Annotated in this window: 19 protein-coding genes; 11 read left to right on the plus strand and 8 right to left on the minus strand. The window is 33.4% G+C overall.

Going from position 1 to position 22,428, the window contains the following annotated elements; translation table 11 throughout:
• Positions 1–21 precede the first annotated feature (21 nt).
• On the minus strand, positions 22–318 hold the full coding sequence (locus ACRHNM_RS05155) for a hypothetical protein (RefSeq protein WP_431134368.1): 297 nt from the start codon (positions 316–318) through the stop codon (positions 22–24).
• Between the two features lie 50 nt (positions 319–368).
• Positions 369–965 carry a GTP cyclohydrolase I FolE gene (folE, locus tag ACRHNM_RS05160; RefSeq protein ID WP_431134370.1) on the minus strand — a complete coding sequence of 199 codons (597 nt, stop codon included), beginning with the start codon at positions 963–965 and terminating at the stop codon, positions 369–371.
• Positions 966–1,165: 200 nt separating this feature from the next.
• On the opposite strand from folE, the gene ACRHNM_RS05165 reads away from it, so the two are divergent.
• The 4 genes from ACRHNM_RS05165 to ACRHNM_RS05180 all read left to right on the plus strand — a co-directional run bounded on the left by ACRHNM_RS05165 (position 1,166) and on the right by ACRHNM_RS05180 (position 5,764).
• Entirely contained in the window at positions 1,166–3,616 is a 2,451-nt protein-coding gene (locus ACRHNM_RS05165; protein WP_431134372.1) for a DUF5916 domain-containing protein, read from the plus strand.
• 40 nt (positions 3,617–3,656) lie between these two features.
• Positions 3,657–4,319, plus strand: a complete 663-nt coding sequence (locus ACRHNM_RS05170; RefSeq protein ID WP_431134374.1) for an ABC transporter ATP-binding protein — start codon at positions 3,657–3,659, stop codon at positions 4,317–4,319.
• Between the two features lie 102 nt (positions 4,320–4,421).
• Positions 4,422–5,060: a peptidylprolyl isomerase gene (locus tag ACRHNM_RS05175; RefSeq protein WP_431134376.1), complete on the plus strand. Its 639-nt coding sequence runs from the start codon at positions 4,422–4,424 to the stop codon at positions 5,058–5,060.
• Positions 5,060–5,764 (plus strand): 16S rRNA (uracil(1498)-N(3))-methyltransferase, encoded by a 705-nt coding sequence (locus ACRHNM_RS05180; RefSeq protein ID WP_431134378.1) that lies wholly within the window; start codon positions 5,060–5,062, stop codon positions 5,762–5,764. The genes ACRHNM_RS05175 and ACRHNM_RS05180 overlap by 1 nt, the downstream gene beginning before the upstream one ends.
• 102 nt (positions 5,765–5,866) lie before the next feature.
• On the opposite strand, the gene ACRHNM_RS05185 is transcribed toward ACRHNM_RS05180, so the two are convergent.
• The 3 genes from ACRHNM_RS05185 to ACRHNM_RS05195 form a co-directional block, all read right to left on the minus strand.
• The gene (locus ACRHNM_RS05185) at positions 5,867–7,126 is read right to left on the minus strand and encodes an aminotransferase class I/II-fold pyridoxal phosphate-dependent enzyme (RefSeq protein ID WP_431134380.1); all 1,260 of its coding nucleotides are present in this window, start codon (positions 7,124–7,126) and stop codon (positions 5,867–5,869) included.
• A 153-nt stretch (positions 7,127–7,279) separates the two neighbouring features.
• Positions 7,280–8,317: a PLP-dependent cysteine synthase family protein gene (locus ACRHNM_RS05190; protein WP_431134381.1), complete on the minus strand. Its 1,038-nt coding sequence runs from the start codon at positions 8,315–8,317 to the stop codon at positions 7,280–7,282.
• Between the two features lie 75 nt (positions 8,318–8,392).
• On the minus strand, positions 8,393–10,453 hold the full coding sequence (locus ACRHNM_RS05195; RefSeq protein WP_431134383.1) for a S9 family peptidase: 2,061 nt from the start codon (positions 10,451–10,453) through the stop codon (positions 8,393–8,395).
• A gap of 63 nt (positions 10,454–10,516) precedes the next feature.
• On the opposite strand from ACRHNM_RS05195, the gene ACRHNM_RS05200 reads away from it, so the two are divergent.
• Positions 10,517–10,840 carry a YbaB/EbfC family nucleoid-associated protein gene (locus tag ACRHNM_RS05200; protein ID WP_431134385.1) on the plus strand — a complete coding sequence of 108 codons (324 nt, stop codon included), beginning with the start codon at positions 10,517–10,519 and terminating at the stop codon, positions 10,838–10,840.
• 36 nt (positions 10,841–10,876) lie between these two features.
• Here the strand turns inward: ACRHNM_RS05200 and ACRHNM_RS05205 are convergent, their stop codons facing one another.
• Positions 10,877–11,893 carry a threonine aldolase family protein gene (locus ACRHNM_RS05205; protein WP_431134388.1) on the minus strand — a complete coding sequence of 339 codons (1,017 nt, stop codon included), beginning with the start codon at positions 11,891–11,893 and terminating at the stop codon, positions 10,877–10,879.
• A 2-nt stretch (positions 11,894–11,895) separates the two neighbouring features.
• The gene (locus ACRHNM_RS05210; RefSeq protein WP_431134390.1) at positions 11,896–14,349 is read right to left on the minus strand and encodes a zinc-dependent metalloprotease; all 2,454 of its coding nucleotides are present in this window, start codon (positions 14,347–14,349) and stop codon (positions 11,896–11,898) included.
• A 105-nt stretch (positions 14,350–14,454) separates the two neighbouring features.
• On the opposite strand from ACRHNM_RS05210, the gene prfB reads away from it, so the two are divergent.
• The 4 genes from prfB (at position 14,455) to ACRHNM_RS05230 (ending at position 18,996) form a co-directional block, all read left to right on the plus strand.
• Positions 14,455–15,565, plus strand: a protein-coding gene (gene prfB / locus ACRHNM_RS05215; RefSeq protein ID WP_431134392.1) for a peptide chain release factor 2 whose coding sequence is annotated in 2 segments (ribosomal slippage) — positions 14,455–14,517 and positions 14,519–15,565 — 1,110 coding nt in all. Because the reading frame shifts where the segments join, the coding sequence is not laid out codon by codon here.
• A 6-nt stretch (positions 15,566–15,571) separates the two neighbouring features.
• Positions 15,572–15,913 carry an arsenate reductase (glutaredoxin) gene (gene arsC / locus ACRHNM_RS05220; protein WP_431134393.1) on the plus strand — a complete coding sequence of 114 codons (342 nt, stop codon included), beginning with the start codon at positions 15,572–15,574 and terminating at the stop codon, positions 15,911–15,913.
• A 10-nt stretch (positions 15,914–15,923) separates the two neighbouring features.
• Positions 15,924–16,370, plus strand: coding sequence for a hypothetical protein (locus ACRHNM_RS05225; protein ID WP_431134395.1), 447 nt, complete (start codon positions 15,924–15,926; stop codon positions 16,368–16,370).
• A 106-nt stretch (positions 16,371–16,476) separates the two neighbouring features.
• On the plus strand, positions 16,477–18,996 hold the full coding sequence (locus ACRHNM_RS05230; RefSeq protein ID WP_431134397.1) for an outer membrane beta-barrel protein: 2,520 nt from the start codon (positions 16,477–16,479) through the stop codon (positions 18,994–18,996).
• Positions 18,997–19,069: 73 nt separating this feature from the next.
• Here the strand turns inward: ACRHNM_RS05230 and ACRHNM_RS05235 are convergent, their stop codons facing one another.
• A complete protein-coding gene (locus tag ACRHNM_RS05235) occupies positions 19,070–19,249 on the minus strand; it encodes a hypothetical protein (RefSeq protein WP_431134399.1) in 180 nt (59 codons plus the stop codon).
• Positions 19,250–19,507: 258 nt separating this feature from the next.
• Between ACRHNM_RS05235 and fumC the strand changes: the two genes are divergently transcribed.
• Together fumC and ACRHNM_RS05245 are read left to right on the plus strand one after the other, a co-directional pair.
• Complete coding sequence (gene fumC, locus ACRHNM_RS05240) at positions 19,508–20,905, plus strand: class II fumarate hydratase (RefSeq protein ID WP_431134401.1); 1,398 nt, start codon at positions 19,508–19,510, stop codon at positions 20,903–20,905.
• 36 nt (positions 20,906–20,941) lie between these two features.
• On the plus strand, positions 20,942–22,369 hold the full coding sequence (locus ACRHNM_RS05245; RefSeq protein WP_431134403.1) for a T9SS type A sorting domain-containing protein: 1,428 nt from the start codon (positions 20,942–20,944) through the stop codon (positions 22,367–22,369).
• Positions 22,370–22,428: the final 59 nt, after the last annotated feature.

Genomic DNA, 22,428 nt, shown 5'->3' on the forward strand with positions numbered 1-22,428 from the left:
GCGCTTGACATGACAATTGTTTTAATTAATATCAATTACAGTTTCTTCAGATTTCTTTTCTGAAGAGAATACATATGTGTAAAGCCACATTAAGGTAAACGATGGTATGACATCTAAAAAAGGCAAGGCTTCTTCAACAAATGATATAGCTGCTGCTATTTTACCTTTTTTTCCTTTGTATAATGTTGTCATTAACCAAGCAGATGCTGGTGCCCAAACAAAATCAAAAGGAGGAAAAATAAAAGAAATATATCCACATGCATCAAACAAAAGTCCTAAAAGAAGCTTTTTATGTTTAGATAAGTTTTTTAAATTCATATACATTATAATTTACTTATTGACAGGCAAATAACATTCCAAAATCATAATCAGGACAAATTTTCACTGATTAACTTCAAAAATTCTGTTCTTGTTTCTATATTTTTAAATGCGCCTCTAAATCCAGATGTTGTAGTTGTTGAATTCTGTTTTTGAACACCACGCATCATCATACACATATGCGATGCTTCAATGACAACTGCGACACCTTCTGGCTTAAGTGTGTTATTAATGCAATCTAAAATTTGTTCAGTCAAACGCTCTTGTACCTGCAGTCGTCTTGCAAATACATCAACTATTCGAGGTATTTTACTCAATCCAACAATATGTCCATTAGGTATATAGGCAATGTGAGCTTTTCCAAAAAAAGGTAAAATATGATGTTCACAAAGTGAATACAATTCAATATCCTTTACGATTACCATTTCATTATAAGACTCTTGAAACATAGCACTTTTTAATATTTCTGCGGCATCTTGATGATACCCTTGAGTTAAAAACTGCATCGCTTTAGATGCTCGTTCAGGTGTTTTTTTTAAACCTTCCCGATTTGTATCTTCTCCTAAACCTTCAATAATACTTTTATAACGTGCTTTTACATCATCTGTGACTTGAGTATTATATTCTTCAAATTTGTTATACGGCATTTCTTTTACGGATTAAATTTTATTAAAAGTAAGTAAAAATTCTAACTCTATATCTTTTCAAAATATTAACACAACAGCATTGTTTTTAACGTTCTTTTATGATAATACAGTACATAGCATAATTAGATTTGCGCTACTAACTATATCAATCGCTATTTGGTGTTAATTGATTATTGACATCAGATATGAATCGTTTTTGAATGAAACTCCACTTTATTCTTTCTTCGCTTTTACTTTTAGGTTTTTGTGTTCATTCACAACATAAAAAACAACTACAAATTGAAAGAACCTCTATTAGTCCAAAAATAGATGGTCTACTCGATGATACAGTATGGGAAACTGCTAATAAAACTGAAGGTTTTACTCAATTTAGACCAAATGCTGGAGTGTTAGATTCTCTAGAAAACAGAACCGTTGTACAAATGGCCTATGATGACAATGCTGTGTATTTGGCTGCTTATTTATATGATGATCCTTCGATGATTATGAAACAATTAACCAGTCGTGATAATTTTGGACAATCTGATTATTTTGCGCTGATTTTAAATCCGAATAATGATGCTCAAAACGATACAGAATTTTTTGTTTTTAGTTCAGGAACTCAGGCTGATGCTATAGCAAATCCCAGTAATGGTGAAGATTTTGGTTGGAATGCTGTTTGGGAAAGTGCTGTTAAAATTACTGATGATGGTTGGATTGTAGAAATGAAAATTCCTTATCGCACGTTGCGCTTTTCAAACCAAGACGTACAAACTTGGGGAGTTCAATTTCAAAGGAGTTTTAGACGACATCGTTCGAGATATGCATGGAATCCAATTGATGTTACTAAAGGAAATTACGGATTATATCATGGTGAATTAATCGGACTTAAAAGCATAAAGCCTCCAACGCGTTTAGCCTTTTATCCATTTTCAACAGGAATAATAAACAGTTTTGATGGTGACACTGAAACAGATCTTAAATTTGGGCTCGATGTAAAATATGGCATTACTGAAAATTTCACATTAGACATGACTTTGGTTCCTGATTTTAGCCAAGCTGGATTTGATAACTTGTCTTTAAATTTAGGACCTTTTGAACAAACGTTTTCTGAGCAACGTCAATTTTTTACTGAAGGTGTTGATCTGTTTAACAAAGGAGGTTTGTTTTTTTCAAGACGTGTTGGGAGCCAGCCAACAGGTACTATTGATTTAGCCGAAAATGAAGAGTTTGTTGATTTTCCAAATACCGTTAAAGTCTTAAATGCCGCAAAAATTTCTGGACGAACAAAAAAGGGATTAGGAATTGGTTTTTTTAACGCTGTTACAGAAAAAACTCTTGTCACAATTCGAAATACTGAAACTGGTGAACGTCGCAATGAAAAAATTGAACCTTTATCAAACTACAATATTATTGTTCTGGATCAACAATTTAATAAGAACTCTTCAATTAGCTTAATCAATACGAACGTCACAAGAAATGGCCATTTCAGAGATGCAAACGTTACAGGATTATTAGCAGACATTTCTAATAAGAGAAATACTTATAATGTGTTGGGTGAAATAAAAATGAGTAATGTGAATCGAATCGATGGCACTTCAACTGGTTTAAGTTCATTTTTTATGGCTCGAAAAATACATGGCAACTACAGATATAGCTTTGACCACAGCTACGCAGATACAGACTATGACATTAATGACTTAGGCTTAATATTTAGAAATAACTTTAATAATTTTGGAGTTGATTTTAGTTACAGAACATTCGAACCTACAAAAAAACTCAATGATTTTAACTGGAATTCTTATGTGAATTATACAAGACTGGCAGTTCCTGATGTATATACAGGAATGAGTTTTGGACTTAGCGCTAATGCTCAAACCAAAGAAACGTTTCATAATTTTGGAGGCAATTTTAATTTCCAAGCTGGTAAACAATTTGATTACTTCGAACCCAGAAGATCTGGTCGGTTTTTTATTTATGAAAACCGTTTAAATGCCAGTATTTATTTATCGTCTAACTATAATTACACTTTTGCTATTGATGCAAATATAGGTGGAGTTACATTTTTTGAGAATAATAGAAATACCACCGAATATTGGTTTGGGTTAGATCCAAGAGTGCGGTTTAATGATAAATTTCTGGTTGTTTATTCTTTTGATTACAATGAAGTATTCAGAGATAGAGGTTACGCCAATAACTCAAACAGTTTATATAATGAGATTGTATTTGGGCAACGTGATCAGACAACCATCATAAATAAAATCACAGGAACTTATAACTTTAACCCTTTTCATTCTTTAGGCTTAACGTTTAGAAACTATTGGTCTGTTGTAGATTATGAAAACGATGTCTATCTGTTGCAAGAAAATGGTAGGCTTTTAAAAACAGACGAATCCTTTGAGAGTTTAGGCTTAGACAATTCAGATGTTAATTATAGCACATGGAATCTGGATCTCAATTATACTTGGCAATTTGCACCTGGTAGTTTTTTAACTGCTTTGTACAGAAATCAGTTATTTAATAGTGATGGTATTGCTGAAACAAATTATGGAGAAAGTATAACAACACTTTTTGAACAACCTATTCTTCACTCCTTCTCTTTAAGACTACAATATTTTATTGATTATAACAATCTAAAAAACATGTTTAAAAAGAAAGGTAAATCTGCTTAATAAAATTGTGCATCAAAGCATAAAGTATTAAATTGGACACATGATTCAAGTCAAGAACATTCATAAATATTATGGAGATCTTCATGTTTTAAAAGGTGTAAATCTCGAAATTAAAAAAGGAGAAATCGTCTCTATTGTTGGTGCTTCAGGAGCAGGAAAAACGACACTGTTACATATCTTGGGTACTTTAGACAAAATAGATCATAAAGAAGACAATACGTTGTTAATAAATGAAACAGATATTTCTAAGCTCAATAACAAATCGCTTGCAAAATTTCGAAATAATCATATTGGCTTTATTTTTCAGTTTCATCAATTGCTTCCTGAATTTACGGCATTAGAAAACGTTTGTATCCCAGCTTACATAAATGGTAAAACACAAACTGAAGCCGAAAAAAGAGCAAAAGATCTTTTAGATTTTCTTGGACTAAAAGAGCGTTATCATCATAAACCAAATGAATTGTCTGGTGGTGAACAACAGCGTGTCGCTGTGGCTAGAGCACTTATCAATGATCCTGAACTTATTTTTGCTGATGAACCCTCAGGAAATTTAGATAGCGAATCTGCCGAAAACCTCCACAACCTCTTTTTTAAACTTCGAGATGAGTTTGGTCAAACATTCGTAATCGTTACTCATAATCAGGAATTAGCAGATATGGCAGACCGTAAACTAACGATGGTTGATGGCCGAATACAGCTTTAAACCAGAGTTATAAACAATGAATTCTTAAAAACTTAATTTAACATCTGTGTAATGGTTTATCTTTCGTTTTAAATTTGGCTTAAACATAAAACCTCCCAAACTATGCTTAAAAATTTACTCGTTCTTTTTATTAGTCTATCAACATCGTTATGCTTTTCACAAAATGATTTTGAAAGTGAGATAGACTCCATCCAAACCCTTGATGAAGCCAAAATTTATGTTCAAAAAAACAAATCACTTAAAGGGAAAGTGATAACGTTTAATAAGGAAAAACATCACACTAAAATTGCTGATGAGCTTTTTAGTTTAGGAAAAGGGTCAAAGAAGGTGTATAAAACCGACATGGAAAAAACCTATTATAAAGTCATTGATAAAAATGAAATTCCTTATCAAAAACTAAGTTATATTTTTCTGGACGGAAAGGAAAAGAGTATTGAAGAAATTAATATGCTTAGACAAAACATCATCGTTAAATATCAAAATGGCTTTCGATTTGAAGATTTAGCAAAGCACTACTCAATGGATACTAATGCCAATCGTGGTGGTGATTTGGGTTGGGTAACTCAAGGTGATTTACATCCAGACTTTGAAGCTCATGTACTAAATACATCGCATGAAGTTAACGATATTTTTACTGTTGATATTCCCGAGCAACAATGGTATTATGTTATTTTAAAAACGGAAGACACAAAATATATTGAAGAAATCAAAGTGCTGAAAATAACAGAATCCGTTAAATAATGCAGTTATTTTTTAATTCGGAATTATCTCAAGACAAGTCTCACATCCAATTTTCTAAAGAAGAAAGCAAACACATAGTAAAAGTGCTGAGAAAATCTGTTGGTGATATTCTTCATATTACAAATGGTAAAGGTGATTTGTTTACTTCTGAGATTACGTCTGCAGATCAAAAGAACTGTGTCGCTCATATTATAGCTTCAGAAACAAAACCCAAGAGAGGTTATCATCTACATGTAGCTGTTGCTCCTACCAAAATGAATGATCGATACGAGTGGTTTTTAGAAAAGGCTACAGAAATTGGTGTAGATAGTATCACTCCTGTTTTTTGTGATAATAGTGAACGTCGTGTTATTAAACCTGAACGTTATGAAAAGATTCTGCTATCTGCCATGAAGCAGTCTTTAACTTGTTATTTACCGAAACTTCATGAAGCTGTTCAGTATAAAGATTTTATTAATCAGAAGCATGAAGGCGCATTATTTATTGCGCATTGTGAAGAAACAAATAGAAAATCTTTAAAACAGGAATTAAAAGCTAATCAAGATATTACGATTTTAATTGGTCCAGAAGGCGACTTCAGTACTAAAGAAATTGAACTCGCACTACAATCTAATTTTGTTCCAGTTTCACTAGGAAACACCAGATTAAGAACAGAAACTGCAGCAATTGTTGCTTGTCATTCTGTTGCTTTTACTAATGAATAATAGCTTTTAATAAAGCAATATACTTCCTTTAAAATCAATACATTAACCACAAAAAAAGCCTGATGATTTCTCATCAGACTTTTTTTAATATATTCTATTTATTTATTCACCCATTGCAGCAATTACTGCAGCAGATAAACGTTTGTAAGTTCCATTTAATAAACGCTCTCTAATAGCATCAAATGCATCAAGCGTTTCTGTGACATCTTCTAATGTATGAGTTGCGGTTGGTATCATCCTTAAAAGGATTAATCCTTTAGGAATCACTGGATAAACAACTATGGAACAGAAAATTCCGTAGTTCTCACGCAAATCACGAACTAAAGCCATTGCTTCAGGAATACTTCCTTTGAGATACACAGGAGTTACACAACTTTGAGTTGTTCCAATATCAAAACCACGTTGTTTTAATCCAGACTGTAATGCGTTAACGATTGTCCAGAGATTCTCTTTTAACTCAGGCATTGTTTTTAGCATTTCTAAACGTTTACGAGCACCAACTACAAGTTGCATTTGGAGTGATTTGGCAAACATTTGAGAACGTAAGTTATATTTTAAATAATCAATAATTTCCTGATCTGCAGCAATAAATGCACCTGTACTCGCCATTGACTTAGCAAACGTCGCAAAATACACATCGATATCATCTTGAACACCTTGCTCTTCTCCTGCACCTGCTCCCGTTTTCCCTAAAGTTCCAAAACCATGAGCATCATCAACAAATAACCTGAAATTAAATTTCTTTTTAAGTTCTACGATTTCTTTCAAGCGACCTTGTTCTCCTCGCATTCCAAACACACCTTCAGAAATGACTAAAATTCCTCCTCCAGTTTGCTCAGCCATTTTAGTCGCTCTTTCTAAGTTTTTTTCAAGACTTTCAACATCATTGTGCTTATAAGTAAAGCGTTTTCCCATGTGTAAACGAACACCATCAATAATACATGCATGCGCATCAACATCATACACAATTATGTCATCTTTTGAAACCAATGCATCTATAGTAGATACCATACCTTGATATCCAAAATTTAATAAGTATGCGGCTTCTTTGCTTACAAATTCTGCAAGCTCATTTTGTAGTTGCTCATGAAGATCTGTATGACCAGACATCATTCGTGCTCCCATTGGGTAAGCTGATCCATATGCAGCTGCTGCTTCAGCATCAACTTTTCTAACCTCAGGATGGTTAGCAAGACCAAGATAATCGTTAATACTCCAAGTAATTACGTCTTTACCTTGAAACTTCATTCTATTAGATATCTGACCTTCTAACTTAGGAAACACAAAATACCCTTCGGCTTGTGAAGCCCATTTTCCTAATGGTCCTTTATCTTTATAAATTTTTTCAAATAAATCCTTCATTTAAAGCTATTAATTTTAGTCTAATTAGTTGGAGCAAAATTAGTCAATTATATTATGATGACATAATATTTTAATATCAATGTTAACAAGCTCTTTAAACAAAAAATCCTATCACATTTGAATGCGATAGGATATTATATTTGTAAAAGTTAGTTATTTTACATACTGAATACTTTCAGAAACTTCTGTTTTGCTATCAAAGAAACCTTGCTCTCCCATCCATTTATCACTATAAACTTTACTCATGTAACGTGATCCATGATCTGGAAATACAACAACAACTTTATCTCCTTTTTTGAATGCACCTTCTTCACTAAGCTGCTTCAAAGCTTGCATTGCTGCTCCACTTGTATAGCCAACAAATAAACCTTCCGTTTTAGCTATCTCCCGAGCTGTATGAGCACTTTCTTCATCTGTAACTTTGACGAATGCATCAATCAAATCAAAATCTGTTGCTGTTGGTATTAAGTTTTTACCTAAACCTTCAATTCGGTAAGGGTAAATTTCTTTTTCGTCAAACTCACGTGTCTCATGATATTTTTTTAATACTGACCCGAAAGCATCTACACCAATAACTTTGACATTAGGGTTTTGTTCTTTTAAATACTTAGAAATACCTGAAATAGTTCCTCCAGTACCACTACAAGCCACTAGATGAGTGATTTTACCTTCTGTTTGATTCCAGATTTCTGGACCAGTAGAATTGTAGTGAGCATCTATATTTAACTGGTTAAAATATTGATTGATATAAATAGAACCTTTAATTTCATCATGCAATCGTTTTGCGACTTGATAGTAAGAACGTGGATCGTCAGCACTAACATTCGCAGGGCAAACGTATACTTGTGCTCCCATTGATTTTAGCATATCTATCTTATCTGCTGAAGATTTAGAACTCACAGCTAAAATACACTGGTAACCTTTAATGATACTTACCATAGCTATACTAAAACCCGTATTCCCTGAAGTGGTTTCAATAATAGTATCTCCTGGAGTTAAAATGCCTTGTCTTTCGGCTTCTTCTATAATATGAAGTGCTATTCTGTCTTTTGACGAATGACCTGGATTAAAAGCTTCTACTTTAGCGAAAAAATCACCTGAAAAGCCTTCAGTCATTTTGTTTAATTTGATAAGAGGTGTTTTACCTATCAATTGTAAAACATTATCAAATACTTGTTTGTCTTGTTTCATAAACGCTATTTATCAGTTTCAAAATCATTTAGAATTGAAACATAAAACCTTGCAAAATTACTATTTTTTTTTTAATTATCCAGTAATTCCTTCTAAGTCTAGTAAAAAAGCGTATTCTTGAGCATCTTCTTTCAAAGCCTCAAATCGTCCAGAAGCTCCACCATGACCAGCCTCCATATTCGTTACAAGGTATAACCTGTTAGTATCTTGTTTATAAGTTCTTAGCTTTGCAACCCACTTTGCTGGTTCCCAATATTGTACTTGAGAATCATGTAAACCTGTGGTAACCAATAGATTTGGATAATTCTGCTTTTTTAAATTATCATAAGGTGAATAGCTTTTCATGTACTCGTAATAATCTTTTTTATTCGGGTTTCCCCATTCATCATACTCACCTGTCGTTAACGGAATTGTATCGTCTAACATGGTCGTTACTACATCTACAAAAGGCACAGCAGCAATGACTCCTTTGTAAAACTCAGGCGCTTCATTAACAATAACACCCATTAACAAGCCTCCTGCACTTCCTCCCATAGCATACAAATGCGATTTAGACGTATAATTTTCTGCAATTAAATGCTTTGAGCAATCTATAAAATCGGTAAACGTGTTTTTCTTTTTGAGTAGCTTTCCAGCTTCATACCAATCACGTCCCAAGTACTCTCCTCCTCTAACATGAGCTATAGCATATACAAAACCTCTATCAAGCAAACTTAACCGAATCGTTGAAAAGTATGGGTCTGTTGTTGAGCCATAACTTCCATAGGCATATTGTAATAGTGGTGCATTACCATCAAGCATGGTGTCTTTTCGTCTTACTATTGATATAGGAATTTTAGTTCCATCTTTAGCAGTAGCCCAAATTCGCTCGGATGTGTAATTATTTTTATCAAATTTAGGGTCTAAAACTTCCTGTTCTTTTTTAATGTCTTTTGTTTTAGTTCTCATATTGAAATCTATCACAGAAGATGGTGTGGTCAATGAATTATAGGCATATCTCAATATTTCAGTATCAAAATCAACATTAGTTCCAACATTAGCTGTATAGGTTTCATTATCAAAAGGCAAATAGTAATCCTCTGTATTATCCCATCGTTTTATTCTAATTTGATTTAATCCATTAGTGCGCTCACTAACAACAAGATAATCTTTAAAGATATCAATATCTTCAATTAACACCTCTTCTCTGTGTGGAATCACTTCAACCCAATTTGCTATTTCAGTAGCATTTTCGGGTGTTTTCATCAGTTTGAAATTGGTCGCTTTATCTTTGTTAGTAACCACATAAAAATGATGCTCAAAATGAGCAATACTGTATTCTAATCCGCGAATTCTATTTTGAAATACTTTAAATGCTTCATCAGGCGTATTGGCATTTAAAATATGAAATTCATTGGTAAGTGTACTGTAGCATGCAATAATGATGTATTTTCTGGACTTCGATTTATAAACAGCAACTCCAAAAGTCTCATCCTCTTCAGTAAACACGATTACGTCCTCTTGTTCAGAATCACCTATTTTGTGTTTGTAGATTTGATTTGCCCGAAGGGTTTGCTCGTCCTTTTTTGTATAAAAAATAGTACAATTATCATTTGCCCAAGTCGATGAACCTGTAGTGTTTTCAATAGCATCTGAAAACACTTCATTAGTAATCAAACTCTTAATCTGAAGTTTGTATTGACGTCTTCCTATAGTATCAATTCCAAATGAAATCATTGTGTTATCAGGACTTACGCTTAAACCTACTAGTCTAAAATAGGCATGACCTTTAGCCATTTCATTACAATCAAAAAGCAACTCTTCATCAGCATCTAAACGTTCTTTTTTACGAATATACACAGGATAGTCTTTGCCTTTTTCATATCGCACAATGTACCAATAGCCATTATACTTGTAAGGCACTGAAGTGTCATCTTCTTTAATTCTAGCTTTCATTTCATCAAACAATTGCTTTTCTAATGCTTTAGTGTGAGCCATTTCTTGCTCATAATAATTGTTTTCTGCTTTCAGATAATCTAACACATTTTGATCTTCCCTTTGGTTTAACCAAAAATAATTATCAATTCTAATATCATTATGCTTTTCTAATTCTTTAGGGATTTGTCTGGCAATAGGAGCTTTAATAGTCGTCTTCATTTTTCTTTTTAAAAGTCAGGCAATTTAGTAATTTTGTAATTCATAATTTTAATACTTAACAATATGTTTGGAGATATGATGGGAATGATGGGGAAACTTAAAGAAACCCAAAAAAAGGTTGAAGAAACGAAAGAGCGTCTTCACCATGTGTTAATTGACGAAAACAGTAATGACAACAAGTTAAAAGTTACTATTACTGCCAATAGAGCCTTAAAATCTATAACCATTGATGACGAATTACTTCAGGATAAAGACATGCTTGAAGATTACTTAATTCTAACTATAAATAAAGCAATCGAACGTGCAACTAAGGTTCATGAAGACGAGGTGTCTGCTGTTGCAAAAGCCGGAATGCCAAACATTCCTGGTCTGGATATGTTTAAATAAGTGTCTGAATGTTTAGGTTTCATACAAAAATTTAATCTAAAAATCATTCAAGACATCCAGAAGTCGTTCATGCATTGCATTTGTGTAATCTAAATGTGTGACCATACGAAGTTTATTGCTACCCATACTTATAATACGAATGTCTTTATTTAATAATTGTTGAAGAAATTCACTTTCATCAACATGAGATTCTAGTTCGAAAATGACAATGTTGGTTTCTATAGGCTCCACTTTAGATATGATTGATAGTTCTGACAAAACCGCTCCAATGTCTCTAGCTTTTTTATGATCTTCCTTCAAACGGTCAATATGGTGATCTAAAGCATACAAACCTGCAGCCGCTAAATAACCTATTTGTCTCATATTACCTCCTAGAATTTTTCGGACTCTAATTGCATTTTTCATCACTTCTTCATCGCCAATCAAGACAGAACCAATAGGACAACCCAAACCTTTACTCAAACAAACTGATATGGTATCGAAAAGATCTCCATACTGTTGGGTAGTCTCCCCTTTTTCAACTAAAGCATTCCATAATCTTGCTCCATCTAAATGGTAACCCAAATTATGATCATCACAAACCGTTTTAATTTTTTTAAGTTCATCAAAATCCCAGCAAGCTCCTCCTCCTTTATTCGTTGTGTTTTCAACTTCAACTAAAGTTGTCTGACTATAATAAAACGCATCTGGATTTATAGCTTCTTTAACCTGAGACGCAGTAAACATGCCTCTGTGTCCATGTATCAAATGACATGAGATGCCACTATTAAACGAAGCGCCTCCTGCTTCGTAGTTATAAATATGTGCATATTTGTCGCAAATGACTTGTTCACTCGGATTGGTATGTAATTTTAAAGCTGTTTGATTTGCCATACTTCCTGAAGGGAAAAATAGGGCTTTCGGTTTTCCAAACATCTTAGCTAGTCGCTCTTCTAACCTATTTACAGTTGGATCTTCTTTAAAAACATCATCTCCAACTTCGGCAGACATCATAGCGTCTAGCATGCCTTCAGTTGGCTTGGTAACAGTATCGCTTCTTAGATCTATAATCATAATTAATTGGAATTGTAATTACAAATATCATTTCCAATAGGAGAACCATCTGGAATTTTTGGTGATTGTTTTATTTTAAACTCTTCAGGATCTTCATTAAACCGCTCAATCATTTTCAGAAATTGATTTCTATAATCTGGAAGGTAAACATACTTTTTTGAACTGACACTAGTATGTTCAGCCTCACTTTTTGTATATTGATTTACTTCTTTGATTCTATCAATATATGCATGGGCTAAAGATTTAACCTGTAAAAACGATTTATCATTTGTGGCTAAATTCATTAAGTGTTTAAGAACATTAGCATTAATCATGTACTGAACTTCTTGCTCATATAAATCATTACTAGATGTCATAAAAGACTGTTCAAAAAGTCGTCCAATAACTTCATCTAAACTTAATTGACTTTGATCTATACTGTATTGTTGTATCAATCTGTTAGCACGTTCAGGATGCAATAATAGACCTAAAGTCATGTCACTGGCCGTTGCTGCAGCACTAAAAGGATCAAAAGCAACACCTGTAAGACTTGAAAACGATTCTCGACTTCTGTTATATCCGTAAGCTCGAGGAGGAAAGAGATTGAGTTTATCTTTAGGGATTGCTAGTGTTTCAGAAGACAGTGTTTTTAAAACAACATTTAAAGCATCTTTTTGAGATTTGACATCTACAGGCTCCACAATGGTTTGTCCATCACCTTTCACGGCATAATTATAATTTAAACCACCAACTACTTTTGTAGCTGCCTCTGTTTGATAACGATGAAAGAAATACAAAGGCACAAATACATCTTCTAAAACAGAATAGGGTTCCCCTTTACGTATGTTATCTTTAGAAAAATTAGAAATGGCTTTTTGCCTTACAGCCAAAACATTCTCAAGTTCTTTTGAAGCCGATTTACCATTGTCCCAAAGATGAGCTAAAGCGTGAGCACCTCCTTTTGCTCTAGCATCACTATCTGTGATGAAATTTAATGTCATAAAACGTGAAACTTTTAAAATTTTATTTAAAGCTTCTGTTTCGTCTGTATTTTTATCAAATTCTGAATAGCTATAAGCCACGGTTACTTTATCCCAGTCACCAATGCCTACAGCATAAGCATTATTTAAATCAATATTTCCGTTAGTGAGTTTTACTAAAGGATGTGGATAATCCATGACTGAAGCCCTTCCATCTGTACTTGCAGCAAAATTATGTGCAAAACCAATTGTATGACCAACTTCATGAGCACTTAACTGACAAATTCTAGCCAAAGCCATGTCTAACATAGGTTGATGGTTATCATCTCGTTCCGCAAAAGGCTTGTCCAATAAGGCCTGAGCAATCATAAAATCCTGACGAATTCTTAAGCTTCCTAGACTTACATGGCCTTTTATAATTTCTCCTGTCCTAGGATCGATGACACTTCCACCATAACTCCATCCACGAGTTGAACGATGAACCCATTGAATTACATTGTAGCGACAATCCATAGGATCTATGTCTGCTGGTAACATTTTTACCTGAAATGCATTCTTGAATCCGATTGCTTCATATGCTTCATTCCACCAGCGAGCACCTTCTAAAAGTGCCGAACGAACAGGTTCAGGAGTTCCAGGATCGAGATAATAGATAATTGGCTCTTTGGCTTCACTTACATCTGCTTCAGGGTTTTTCTTTTCTAAGCGATGGCGAATGATATAGCGTTTTTTAATTGGTTCTTGTATTGGTGTTGCATAGTCTAAATAAGCTATTGAAATGGCTCCGCTTCTTACATCAAACTCTCGCATTTTGTAGCCATCATCTGGCAATTTAATAAAACTATGATGCTGAATCACACTCACTAATGAGGCTGTTGGAGTGACCGTTTTTATATTTTTACCTGTAGGCTGGCCTTCAAAGGTTAATAAGGCTTCAAACTCTACATTATCAGGAAAAGCTTTTGTTCTGTCTAGAGATAAGGCGCTTTTAGAAGCATCTAATTTATATGTTCCTTCTTTGTTTCGTTTAAACGTTTCGGCAACACCATGCGCATCTTCCATTAAAAATGGCGTTAAGTCAATAATATAGGTTCCGTTTTTTTCTTCTTCAATTTTAAAACCAAATAAGACCGACTTAGCAAACGCTTGCTCAATACTTTTCTTTTCTAGTTCATTATCTGTAATTGCTCTGTAATTTTGATTTGGCTGAATCAATAACAATTTATGTCCTGCTTTCTGAAATTTTACAATACGTTCCCTTCCCAATTGTCCTCGGTCTAAGCCAATATCGTTAGAGCCAACACCTGTAGCCAGTGAATTTACATACAAGAACTCTTGATTTAAGTTTTTAACTTCCAGATAGATTTTATCTTGAGCTTCTTCATAATAAAAATTAAAGAATCCGTTGTAATGTTCAAGTGCTTTTTTATCTAAAACCTGTGAAAATAGTTGAGAAAAGAACAGACAAAAAGTAATGGCAAGTACAGATGATTTCATATCAAAAATTTAGCTTATAAAATTACATAAATTAATGGTAAAAAAGTAAATTAAATCTTTCTCTACTGAGACTTTCGCTTTACATTTGTTAAAAATTATACGACTATGATAACTTCAGATCAAATTAAAGATCTCAATACACGCCTTGATAAACTAAGGCACTATCTTTGACATAGATGCCAAATTGATAGAAATTTCTAACGAAGAAGAACAAACGTTTGACCCAAATTTCTGGAATGATTCTAAGCAAGCCGAAATGATTATGAAATCACTTCGTGAGAAAAAGAGTTGGGTTGAAGATTACAAATCTGGAAAAACACTTTTAGAAGACCTAGAAGTTATTTACGAATTTTACAAAGAGGAAGAAGCTACAGCAGAAGATGTAGAAAACAGATATCAAAAAGCTTTACTTCTTATTGAAAAACTTGAATTTAAAAACATGTTATCTGATGAAGGTGACAGCTTAAGTGCTGTGCTTCAAATAACGGCTGGAGCTGGTGGTACAGAATCTTGTGATTGGGCTAGTATGCTTATGCGAATGTATTTAATGTATGCTGAAAAAAATGGATTTAAGGTAAAAGAACTCAACTTTCAGGAAGGCGATGTTGCTGGTATAAAAACGGTTACTTTAGAAATTGAAGGCAATTATGCATTTGGCTGGCTCAAAGGCGAAAATGGTGTACATCGTTTAGTACGAATTTCTCCTTTTGACAGTAATGCCAAACGTCATACAAGTTTTGCTTCAGTATATGTATATCCTTTAGTTGATGATACTATTGAAATTGACATCAATCCAGCAGATATCGAAATTACAACAGCTCGTTCAAGTGGAGCTGGTGGACAAAACGTTAATAAAGTTGAAACCAAAGTTCAACTCACCCATAAACCCTCTGGAATACAAATTTCTTGCTCAGAAACCCGTTCCCAACATGACAATCGCGCCAGAGCGCTCCAAATGTTAAAGTCGCAATTGTATGAAATAGAATTGCAGAAGCAAATGGCGCAACGTGATGATATTGAAGCTGGAAAAATGAAAATTGAATGGGGAAGTCAAATTCGCAACTACGTCATGCATCCATATAAATTAGTAAAAGATGTAAGGTCTGGACATGAAACAGGAAATGTAGACGCTGTGATGGATGGCGATTTAGAACCTTTTTTAAAAGCGTATTTGATGATGATGGGACAAAAAGAAGAAAACTCAAACCAATTATAATTTATTATGATCACACTTTACCACAATCCGCGTTGTAGCAAATCTAGAGAAGGTCTTCAACTACTGGAAGATTCTGGCAAGGATTTTGAAGTTATTAAATATCTTGACGAACCAATTTCTGAGGCTAAGCTGAAAGACATTATCGATGTCTTGGGTATTAAACCTATTGACTTGGTTAGAAAAAATGAAGCTGTCTGGAAGTCAGATTATAAAAATAAAAACTTAAAAGATGATGCCATTATAACAGCAATGATTAAACACCCAAAACTTATTGAACGACCAATAGTCATTAACGGAAAACAAGCCGCTATTGGTCGACCACCAGTTAAAATATTGACCATTATATAATTTGTAAACAATGAAAACAATTTACATTACTTTATTCTGTTGTTTCGCTTTAACAGGTTATTCCTTTTCACAACAAAGCGAATTGTCAGATAGTGAAAAAAATAAAATAGAACGCTATGAAGAAGACGTTAAACGTTATCAGTTAGAATACATTTCAGATTTTATGGCAACATTAGATGTTGATGATTTTCAAAAGGAAATTATTACTCAGGCTCTAAATAGTTATTTTGAGGAACTGGTTAAAATCAACAAATTACGTTTAAAGCATTATGAACGTGAAACACAAATTTACAATTTAGACAAACGCCATTTTGCTGATGTAAAAGCTATCGTTACTGAGGATGTTATGCTGAAAATTATGGATGCTGCCAAAGGTAATTGGAATAAAAAAGAAGAAGAAAAAAAGAAAAAAAAGAAAAAAAAGAAGAAAAAGAAGAGACGAAAAAAAGACAATTAGCACCTTTAACTTTTAATTTATTTGTTTAACAAAAGATTAACCACATGTGATGTCAAGTAATTTTATTTTTGCTCATTAAAACGGCAAACTATAACATTATTCATCCATGAAATTAAAACTATCTTTTCTCTTTTTGTTAATCACAACGCTTGGTTTCGCTCAAAAAGAAGTGACCATTTCAGGTAAAGTTATTGATGCTGAAGAAAACTTCCCACTAGAATATGCAACCATTTCCTTTATCAGTAAAGCTGATAATTCTGTTGTTAATGGCGGAATTACTGACATCAATGGTTTGTTTGAAATTGAAGTTCCTTCTGGAACTTACGATGTAAAAATTGAATACCTATCTTACAAAACAAAAACATATTCTGACAAATTACTTGATAAAAGTATAGACTTAGGAACTGTTGGACTTTCTCTTAATTTAGAGGCATTAGATGCTGTAGAAATAGTTGCCGAACGTACAACAGTTGAAATTAAGTTAGATAAAAAAATATACAATATTGGTAAAGATTTAACTACAGCTGGAGGAACAGTAAGTGATGCGTTAAATAATGTACCTTCTGTTTCTGTAGATATTGAAGGAGCCATAAGTTTAAGAGGAAATGAAAATGTTAGAATACTAATAAATGGCAAACCTTCAGCACTCGCAGGATTTGGAGACACCAATGTACTCAGTCAGTTACCTGCTGAAGCCATTGAACGCGTAGAAGTCATCACCTCTCCTTCTGCCAGATATGATGCTGAAGGAACTGCAGGTATTCTAAATATTATTTTGCGTCAAAAAGAAACGCTTGGATTTAATGGTTCTGTAAACTTAAATTTAGGTAACCCAGACCTTGTTGGTATTGCAACAACATTAAATTATAGAACCGAAAAATTCAATCTCTTTTCTAATATAGGTTTTCGATACTTTGATGCACCAAGAAATAGCTTCAGCGATGTTACCCGTTTTGATCGTATTGAAAATGGTTCCTTAATAGTTCCCAGTTACCGAAGAATTATTGAAGACCAAGAGGTTGAGCGTTTGAATAGAAACTATAACGCCAATGTTGGTATAGAATATTTTTTATCTGAAAAAAGCTCTATTACTGGTAGCTTTTTCTACAGATATGGTGAAGATGCCGATCTATCTTTAAATAGCAGTAAGCGGTTTAATGACGGAAGTATCGTTGAAGAAACTTTAAGAAAGGAAAAAGAAACCGAAGAAGACCATAGTTATCAAATTTCCATAAACTATGTAAAACGCTTTGGAGATGATAGTGACCATAAACTTACTGCAGATTTTCAATTTGAAAATGATGCTGAAGAAGGGTTTACATATTTAAACGAAGATTACTTATTTACGGATCAAGATAATCCAGAGCCATTTCAAATAGAACAAGAATTTACAACTGAAGACCAAAAGGAATATCTAATTCAAGCAGACTATGTACTTCCAATTGGAGAAGATTCAAGGTTTGAAGCAGGATATAGAGGTACCTTTGAAAATGAAGTAACAAATTATAGATTAGAACAAGAAAATATTAATAATGGAAATTTGGTTGTTAACGACACTATTTCAAACATTTTTGACTATGACGAAAACGTCAACGCATTATACAGTCAATATGGCACTAAACTCGGGAAATTCTCATTCTTGTTAGGTTTAAGATTGGAGCACACTCAGTTAAAAGGTGATATCGATTCTAGATTATCGGATCAAGATTTGGAAAACGCATACCAATTTCCAATTCAAACTAAGTTTGACAAAAATTATTTGGGCTTATTCCCAACGATAAATTTAATTTACAACTTAAACGGATCAGATTCTGACAATGAAGAAAGTATTACTTTAGGCTACAATAGAAGAATCAACAGACCTCGTGGTTGGTTTATTAACCCTTTTCCTACGCGATCAAGTAGAACTAATGTCTTTCAAGGAAATCCTAATCTTAATCCTGCATTTGCTAGTGCGTTTGATTTAGGATATTTAAAACGATGGGACAAACTAACACTTACTACTTCTGTATATTACCAGCATGAAACCGATTCATTTGAACGTATTGAAGAAAATACTGGTAGCCAAACTACGGATGGAATTGATATTATTAGAACAATACCCGTAAACTTATCTACAAATAAACGTACTGGTGCTGAGTTAGGAATTCTTTACAACCCAGAAAAGTGGTTGCGACTAAACACAAGTTTTAACTTTTTTCAGTTTGAAACTGAAGGTGAATTTAATGGTGTAGATTACAGTGCAAAAAACACAAGTTGGTTTGCAAGGTTCAGTAGTAAAGTTTCATTACCAGGCAAAATAGACTGGCAAACAAATATGAACTATAGAGGAGCTCGTGAAGATGCTCAAACACGAACTAAAGGAATTTTCTCCATGGATCTGGCATTTAGCAAAGAAGTTTTTAAAGACAACGCTACCATATCTTTAAATGTCAGAGACGTTTTTAATTCCAGAATAAGAAAATCGTTCACTACAACAGATTTTTTTAACAGAGAAAGTGAATCACAATGGAGACAACGTCAAGTGACTTTATCTTTAATTTATCGCTTTAATCAGCAAAAGAAACGTCAACGCAACGGTAATAATGGTGACGCAAATGGTGATGACTTCGATTTTGAAGGGTAAGAAGAGAAGCATTTAAAATAAAAAAAGGAAACCAAAATGGTTTCCTTTTTTTTATCAATTTTAAAACTAACCACTAACTATTAGAAGCGCGTTTAGCTTTCTTTTCCTCTTTTATTTCTTTTAAGCGCTCAATCAACGATCCACCAATCCAATATGGAACTACAAATGTGATTAAAAAAATCATTAACCAAAAACCTATTGTTAAAATGGTTAAAAACGCTAAAAATCCTAAATATTGATCAAATTCGAACATGTGGTTTTTTTTTGTTAATGCAAAGATATAATAATCCGATTTGTTTTACAATAGTTTATTTGGGTTTTATTAACAGGATATTAAAAGATTCTAAGTATTAAAGCAAAATAGTGTTTAGTATGTAATGTCGAGTTTAGAATCATAGTAATTTAATGAAGCTACTTTTTTTTATATAAAATGAAAAATTAAAGTAATAATAGTTAAACAATTACTCTTCAAAATCCTAACTTTGTAACAGGATAAATTACACTATATATTATGGAATTCAGAATAGAAAAAGACACAATGGGAAACGTCAATGTTCCTGCTGATAAACTTTGGGGAGCGCAAACAGAACGCTCTCGTAATAACTTTAAAATTGGTGCTTCTGCATCGATGCCTTTAGAAATTATTTATGGATTTGCTTACCTTAAAAAAGCAGCTGCATACACCAATGCTGAATTAGGTGTTTTAGATCAAGAAAAACGTGATTTAATTGAAAAAGTTTGTGATGAAATTTTACAGGGAAAGCACGATGACCAGTTTCCATTAGTAATTTGGCAAACAGGTTCTGGCACTCAAAGCAATATGAATGTGAATGAAGTCATTGCCAATAGAGCACATCAAATCGCTGGAAACGTTATTGGTGAAGGTGAAAAAACTATTCAGCCAAATGATGACGTTAACAAATCACAATCGTCAAACGATACATTTCCAACAGGAATGCATATCGCTATCTATAAAAAAATAGTTGAAACAACAATTTCTGGTGTCATAAAATTAAGAAACACATTACATGAAAAATCTACCGCATTTAGAGATGTTGTAAAAATTGGACGTACACATTTGATGGATGCTACGCCTTTGACACTCGGACAAGAATTTTCGGGTTATGTTTCACAATTAGATCATGGTCTGAAAGCTCTAGAAAACACACTTCCTCACTTGTCTGAATTAGCACTTGGAGGAACAGCTGTTGGTACAGGACTGAATACTCCAAATGGTTATAGCGAACTTGTAGCCGACTATATTGCTAAATTTACCGGATTGCCTTTTGTTTCAGCAGATAATAAATTTGAAGCACTTGCTGCTCACGATGCTTTAGTAGAAACGCATGGCGCTTTAAAGCAAATAGCAGTATCACTTAATAAAATTGCTAATGATATTCGTATGATGGCTTCAGGTCCAAGAAGCGGAATCGGAGAAATAATTATTCCAGCTAACGAACCTGGTAGCTCTATTATGCCTGGAAAAGTAAATCCAACGCAATGCGAAGCTTTAACGATGGTTTGTGCTCAGGTAATGGGCAACGATGTCGCTGTTACTGTTGGAGGAACTCAAGGACACTACGAACTAAATGTATTCAAGCCAATGATGGCTGCAAACGTATTGCAATCTGCACAATTAATTGGTGATGCCTGTGTTAGTTTTGAAGAACATTGTGCTTCTGGAATTGAACCAAATCATGATGTGATTAAACAACTTTTAAACAACTCATTAATGCTAGTCACAGCACTCAACACAAAAATTGGGTATTATAAAGCAGCAGAAATTGCAAATACTGCTCATAAAAATGGTACTACTCTTAAAGAAGAAGCTATTAACCTTGGTTATGTAACTGCTGAAGAATACGATGAATGGGTAAAACCAGAAGACATGGTAGGCGCTCTGAAATAAAATCCATACCTTACAAATAAATCTAAAACGTGTATTATGAAAACAGTTTTACTTAAATTATGCTTTTGTTTTATATTTTGTTCTACTGCTCTTGCGCAAACTACTTTTAATACTTTAGTAACTATTGATCCCGATACTGGAGACGAACCTTATGAGATAGAATCTGGAGATCTCGATGGTGATGGTACTATTGATCTCGTTATGGCAACCTATGATGCTGCAGGATCTATTGATTTTATCAAATGGTATAAGAATGATGGTATGGGGAATTTTACAATTCAACCAACCATATCTTCAAGTATTACTTTTATTGATGGTTTAGAGGTAGCTGATATTGATGGGCAATTTGGTGATGACATCATAGTTTCTTCAGTAAATCAAAATAAGCTCGTTTATTTTTTAAGTAATGGAACTGGAGGTTTTGGTAGTGAAACTGCAATTGATAATATGATTTCAGCTCCAGGTGAGGTAAAAGCTGGAGATGTAAATATGGATGGTCATATAGATATAATTGTTCCATCCTTTAGTGAGTATAAAACAGTTTGGTATGCAGGTGACGGAACAGGTAATTTCTCCAGTGAACAAGTGATTCAAATAGACGTTGCTAACGTTGACACTCCATATTTTGTAGATATAGCCGATTATGATGGTGATACAGATTTGGATGTCGTTATTGGAATATATACATTTCCGGCACCTCAGAGTATAGAAATTTATTATAACCAGTATATTGAAAGTGGATCTACTGCTGTAACTTGGATTAAAGATTCTCAAACAGTAGATAATACTCTTTCAAGAATTATTAATATTGCATTTGCCGATGTTAATAACGATTCTCAATTAGATGTCGTGTCAACCGATATAAATTCAGGAGATGTTATTTGGTATAATAAAGTTAAAAACGGTAGTTCTACACCAAATATAATTTCTGATGATTCAATTATAAATGGTCCTGCTTTAGCGTATGTGACAGACATAGATAATGATAATTTAAATGATGTTATTGTTACTGACTTTGGTGCTAGTGATGATGCAATTATATGGTTTAAAGGGAATAGTAATGCCAGTCCTGATATTACTCCTACTACAATAACAGATAATAATTTTCAAATGGTAGACATTGCTGTAGCTGATTTTGACAATGATATGGATAAAGATATTGCTTCTATAGGTAATTTTAGTGATACCGTATTTTGGCTCTCAAACAATCTTATAACACTTGGGCTTTTGGGTGAGAGTATTGACGGATTAAAAATTTATCCTAATCCAACACATAATGTTTTGAATATTACAACGCATAGTAATGAGGTATTAAATCTTAGTATTATGGATGTTGTTGGTAAAGAAGTTTTACAAAAATCTGTTCGATCTACAACTAAACTGGATGTGTCTCAACTTCAAAATGGATTATACATTATTAAATTTGAAGGTTCTGATTCTACTTATAAATTTATTAAACAATAAAATACAATAATTATATAAAAAAGTATCGCGCTGGCTTTTTGCTGGCGCTTTTTATTCAT

The sequence above is a fragment of the Psychroserpens mesophilus genome, from assembly GCF_050617655.1.
Taxonomy (GTDB): Bacteria; Bacteroidota; Bacteroidia; order Flavobacteriales; family Flavobacteriaceae; genus Psychroserpens; species Psychroserpens mesophilus_A.

Bases quoted from the DNA above. Each gene is read 5' to 3' on its own strand.
- ACRHNM_RS05155 (WP_431134368.1), bottom strand. From the start codon at position 318: ATGAATTTAAAAAACTTATCTAAACATAAAAAGCTTCTTTTAGGACTT.
- folE (WP_431134370.1), bottom strand. From the start codon at position 965: ATGCCGTATAACAAATTTGAAGAATATAATACTCAAGTCACAGATGAT.
- ACRHNM_RS05165 (WP_431134372.1), top strand. From the start codon at position 1,166: ATGAAACTCCACTTTATTCTTTCTTCGCTTTTACTTTTAGGTTTTTGT.
- ACRHNM_RS05170 (WP_431134374.1), top strand. From the start codon at position 3,657: ATGATTCAAGTCAAGAACATTCATAAATATTATGGAGATCTTCATGTT.
- ACRHNM_RS05175 (WP_431134376.1), top strand. From the start codon at position 4,422: ATGCTTAAAAATTTACTCGTTCTTTTTATTAGTCTATCAACATCGTTA.
- ACRHNM_RS05180 (WP_431134378.1), top strand. From the start codon at position 5,060: ATGCAGTTATTTTTTAATTCGGAATTATCTCAAGACAAGTCTCACATC.
- ACRHNM_RS05185 (WP_431134380.1), bottom strand. From the start codon at position 7,126: ATGAAGGATTTATTTGAAAAAATTTATAAAGATAAAGGACCATTAGGA.
- ACRHNM_RS05190 (WP_431134381.1), bottom strand. From the start codon at position 8,317: ATGAAACAAGACAAACAAGTATTTGATAATGTTTTACAATTGATAGGT.
- ACRHNM_RS05195 (WP_431134383.1), bottom strand. From the start codon at position 10,453: ATGAAGACGACTATTAAAGCTCCTATTGCCAGACAAATCCCTAAAGAA.
- ACRHNM_RS05200 (WP_431134385.1), top strand. From the start codon at position 10,517: ATGTTTGGAGATATGATGGGAATGATGGGGAAACTTAAAGAAACCCAA.
- ACRHNM_RS05205 (WP_431134388.1), bottom strand. From the start codon at position 11,893: ATGATTATAGATCTAAGAAGCGATACTGTTACCAAGCCAACTGAAGGC.
- ACRHNM_RS05210 (WP_431134390.1), bottom strand. From the start codon at position 14,349: ATGAAATCATCTGTACTTGCCATTACTTTTTGTCTGTTCTTTTCTCAA.
- arsC (WP_431134393.1), top strand. From the start codon at position 15,572: ATGATCACACTTTACCACAATCCGCGTTGTAGCAAATCTAGAGAAGGT.
- ACRHNM_RS05225 (WP_431134395.1), top strand. From the start codon at position 15,924: ATGAAAACAATTTACATTACTTTATTCTGTTGTTTCGCTTTAACAGGT.
- ACRHNM_RS05230 (WP_431134397.1), top strand. From the start codon at position 16,477: ATGAAATTAAAACTATCTTTTCTCTTTTTGTTAATCACAACGCTTGGT.
- ACRHNM_RS05235 (WP_431134399.1), bottom strand. From the start codon at position 19,249: ATGTTCGAATTTGATCAATATTTAGGATTTTTAGCGTTTTTAACCATT.
- fumC (WP_431134401.1), top strand. From the start codon at position 19,508: ATGGAATTCAGAATAGAAAAAGACACAATGGGAAACGTCAATGTTCCT.
- ACRHNM_RS05245 (WP_431134403.1), top strand. From the start codon at position 20,942: ATGAAAACAGTTTTACTTAAATTATGCTTTTGTTTTATATTTTGTTCT.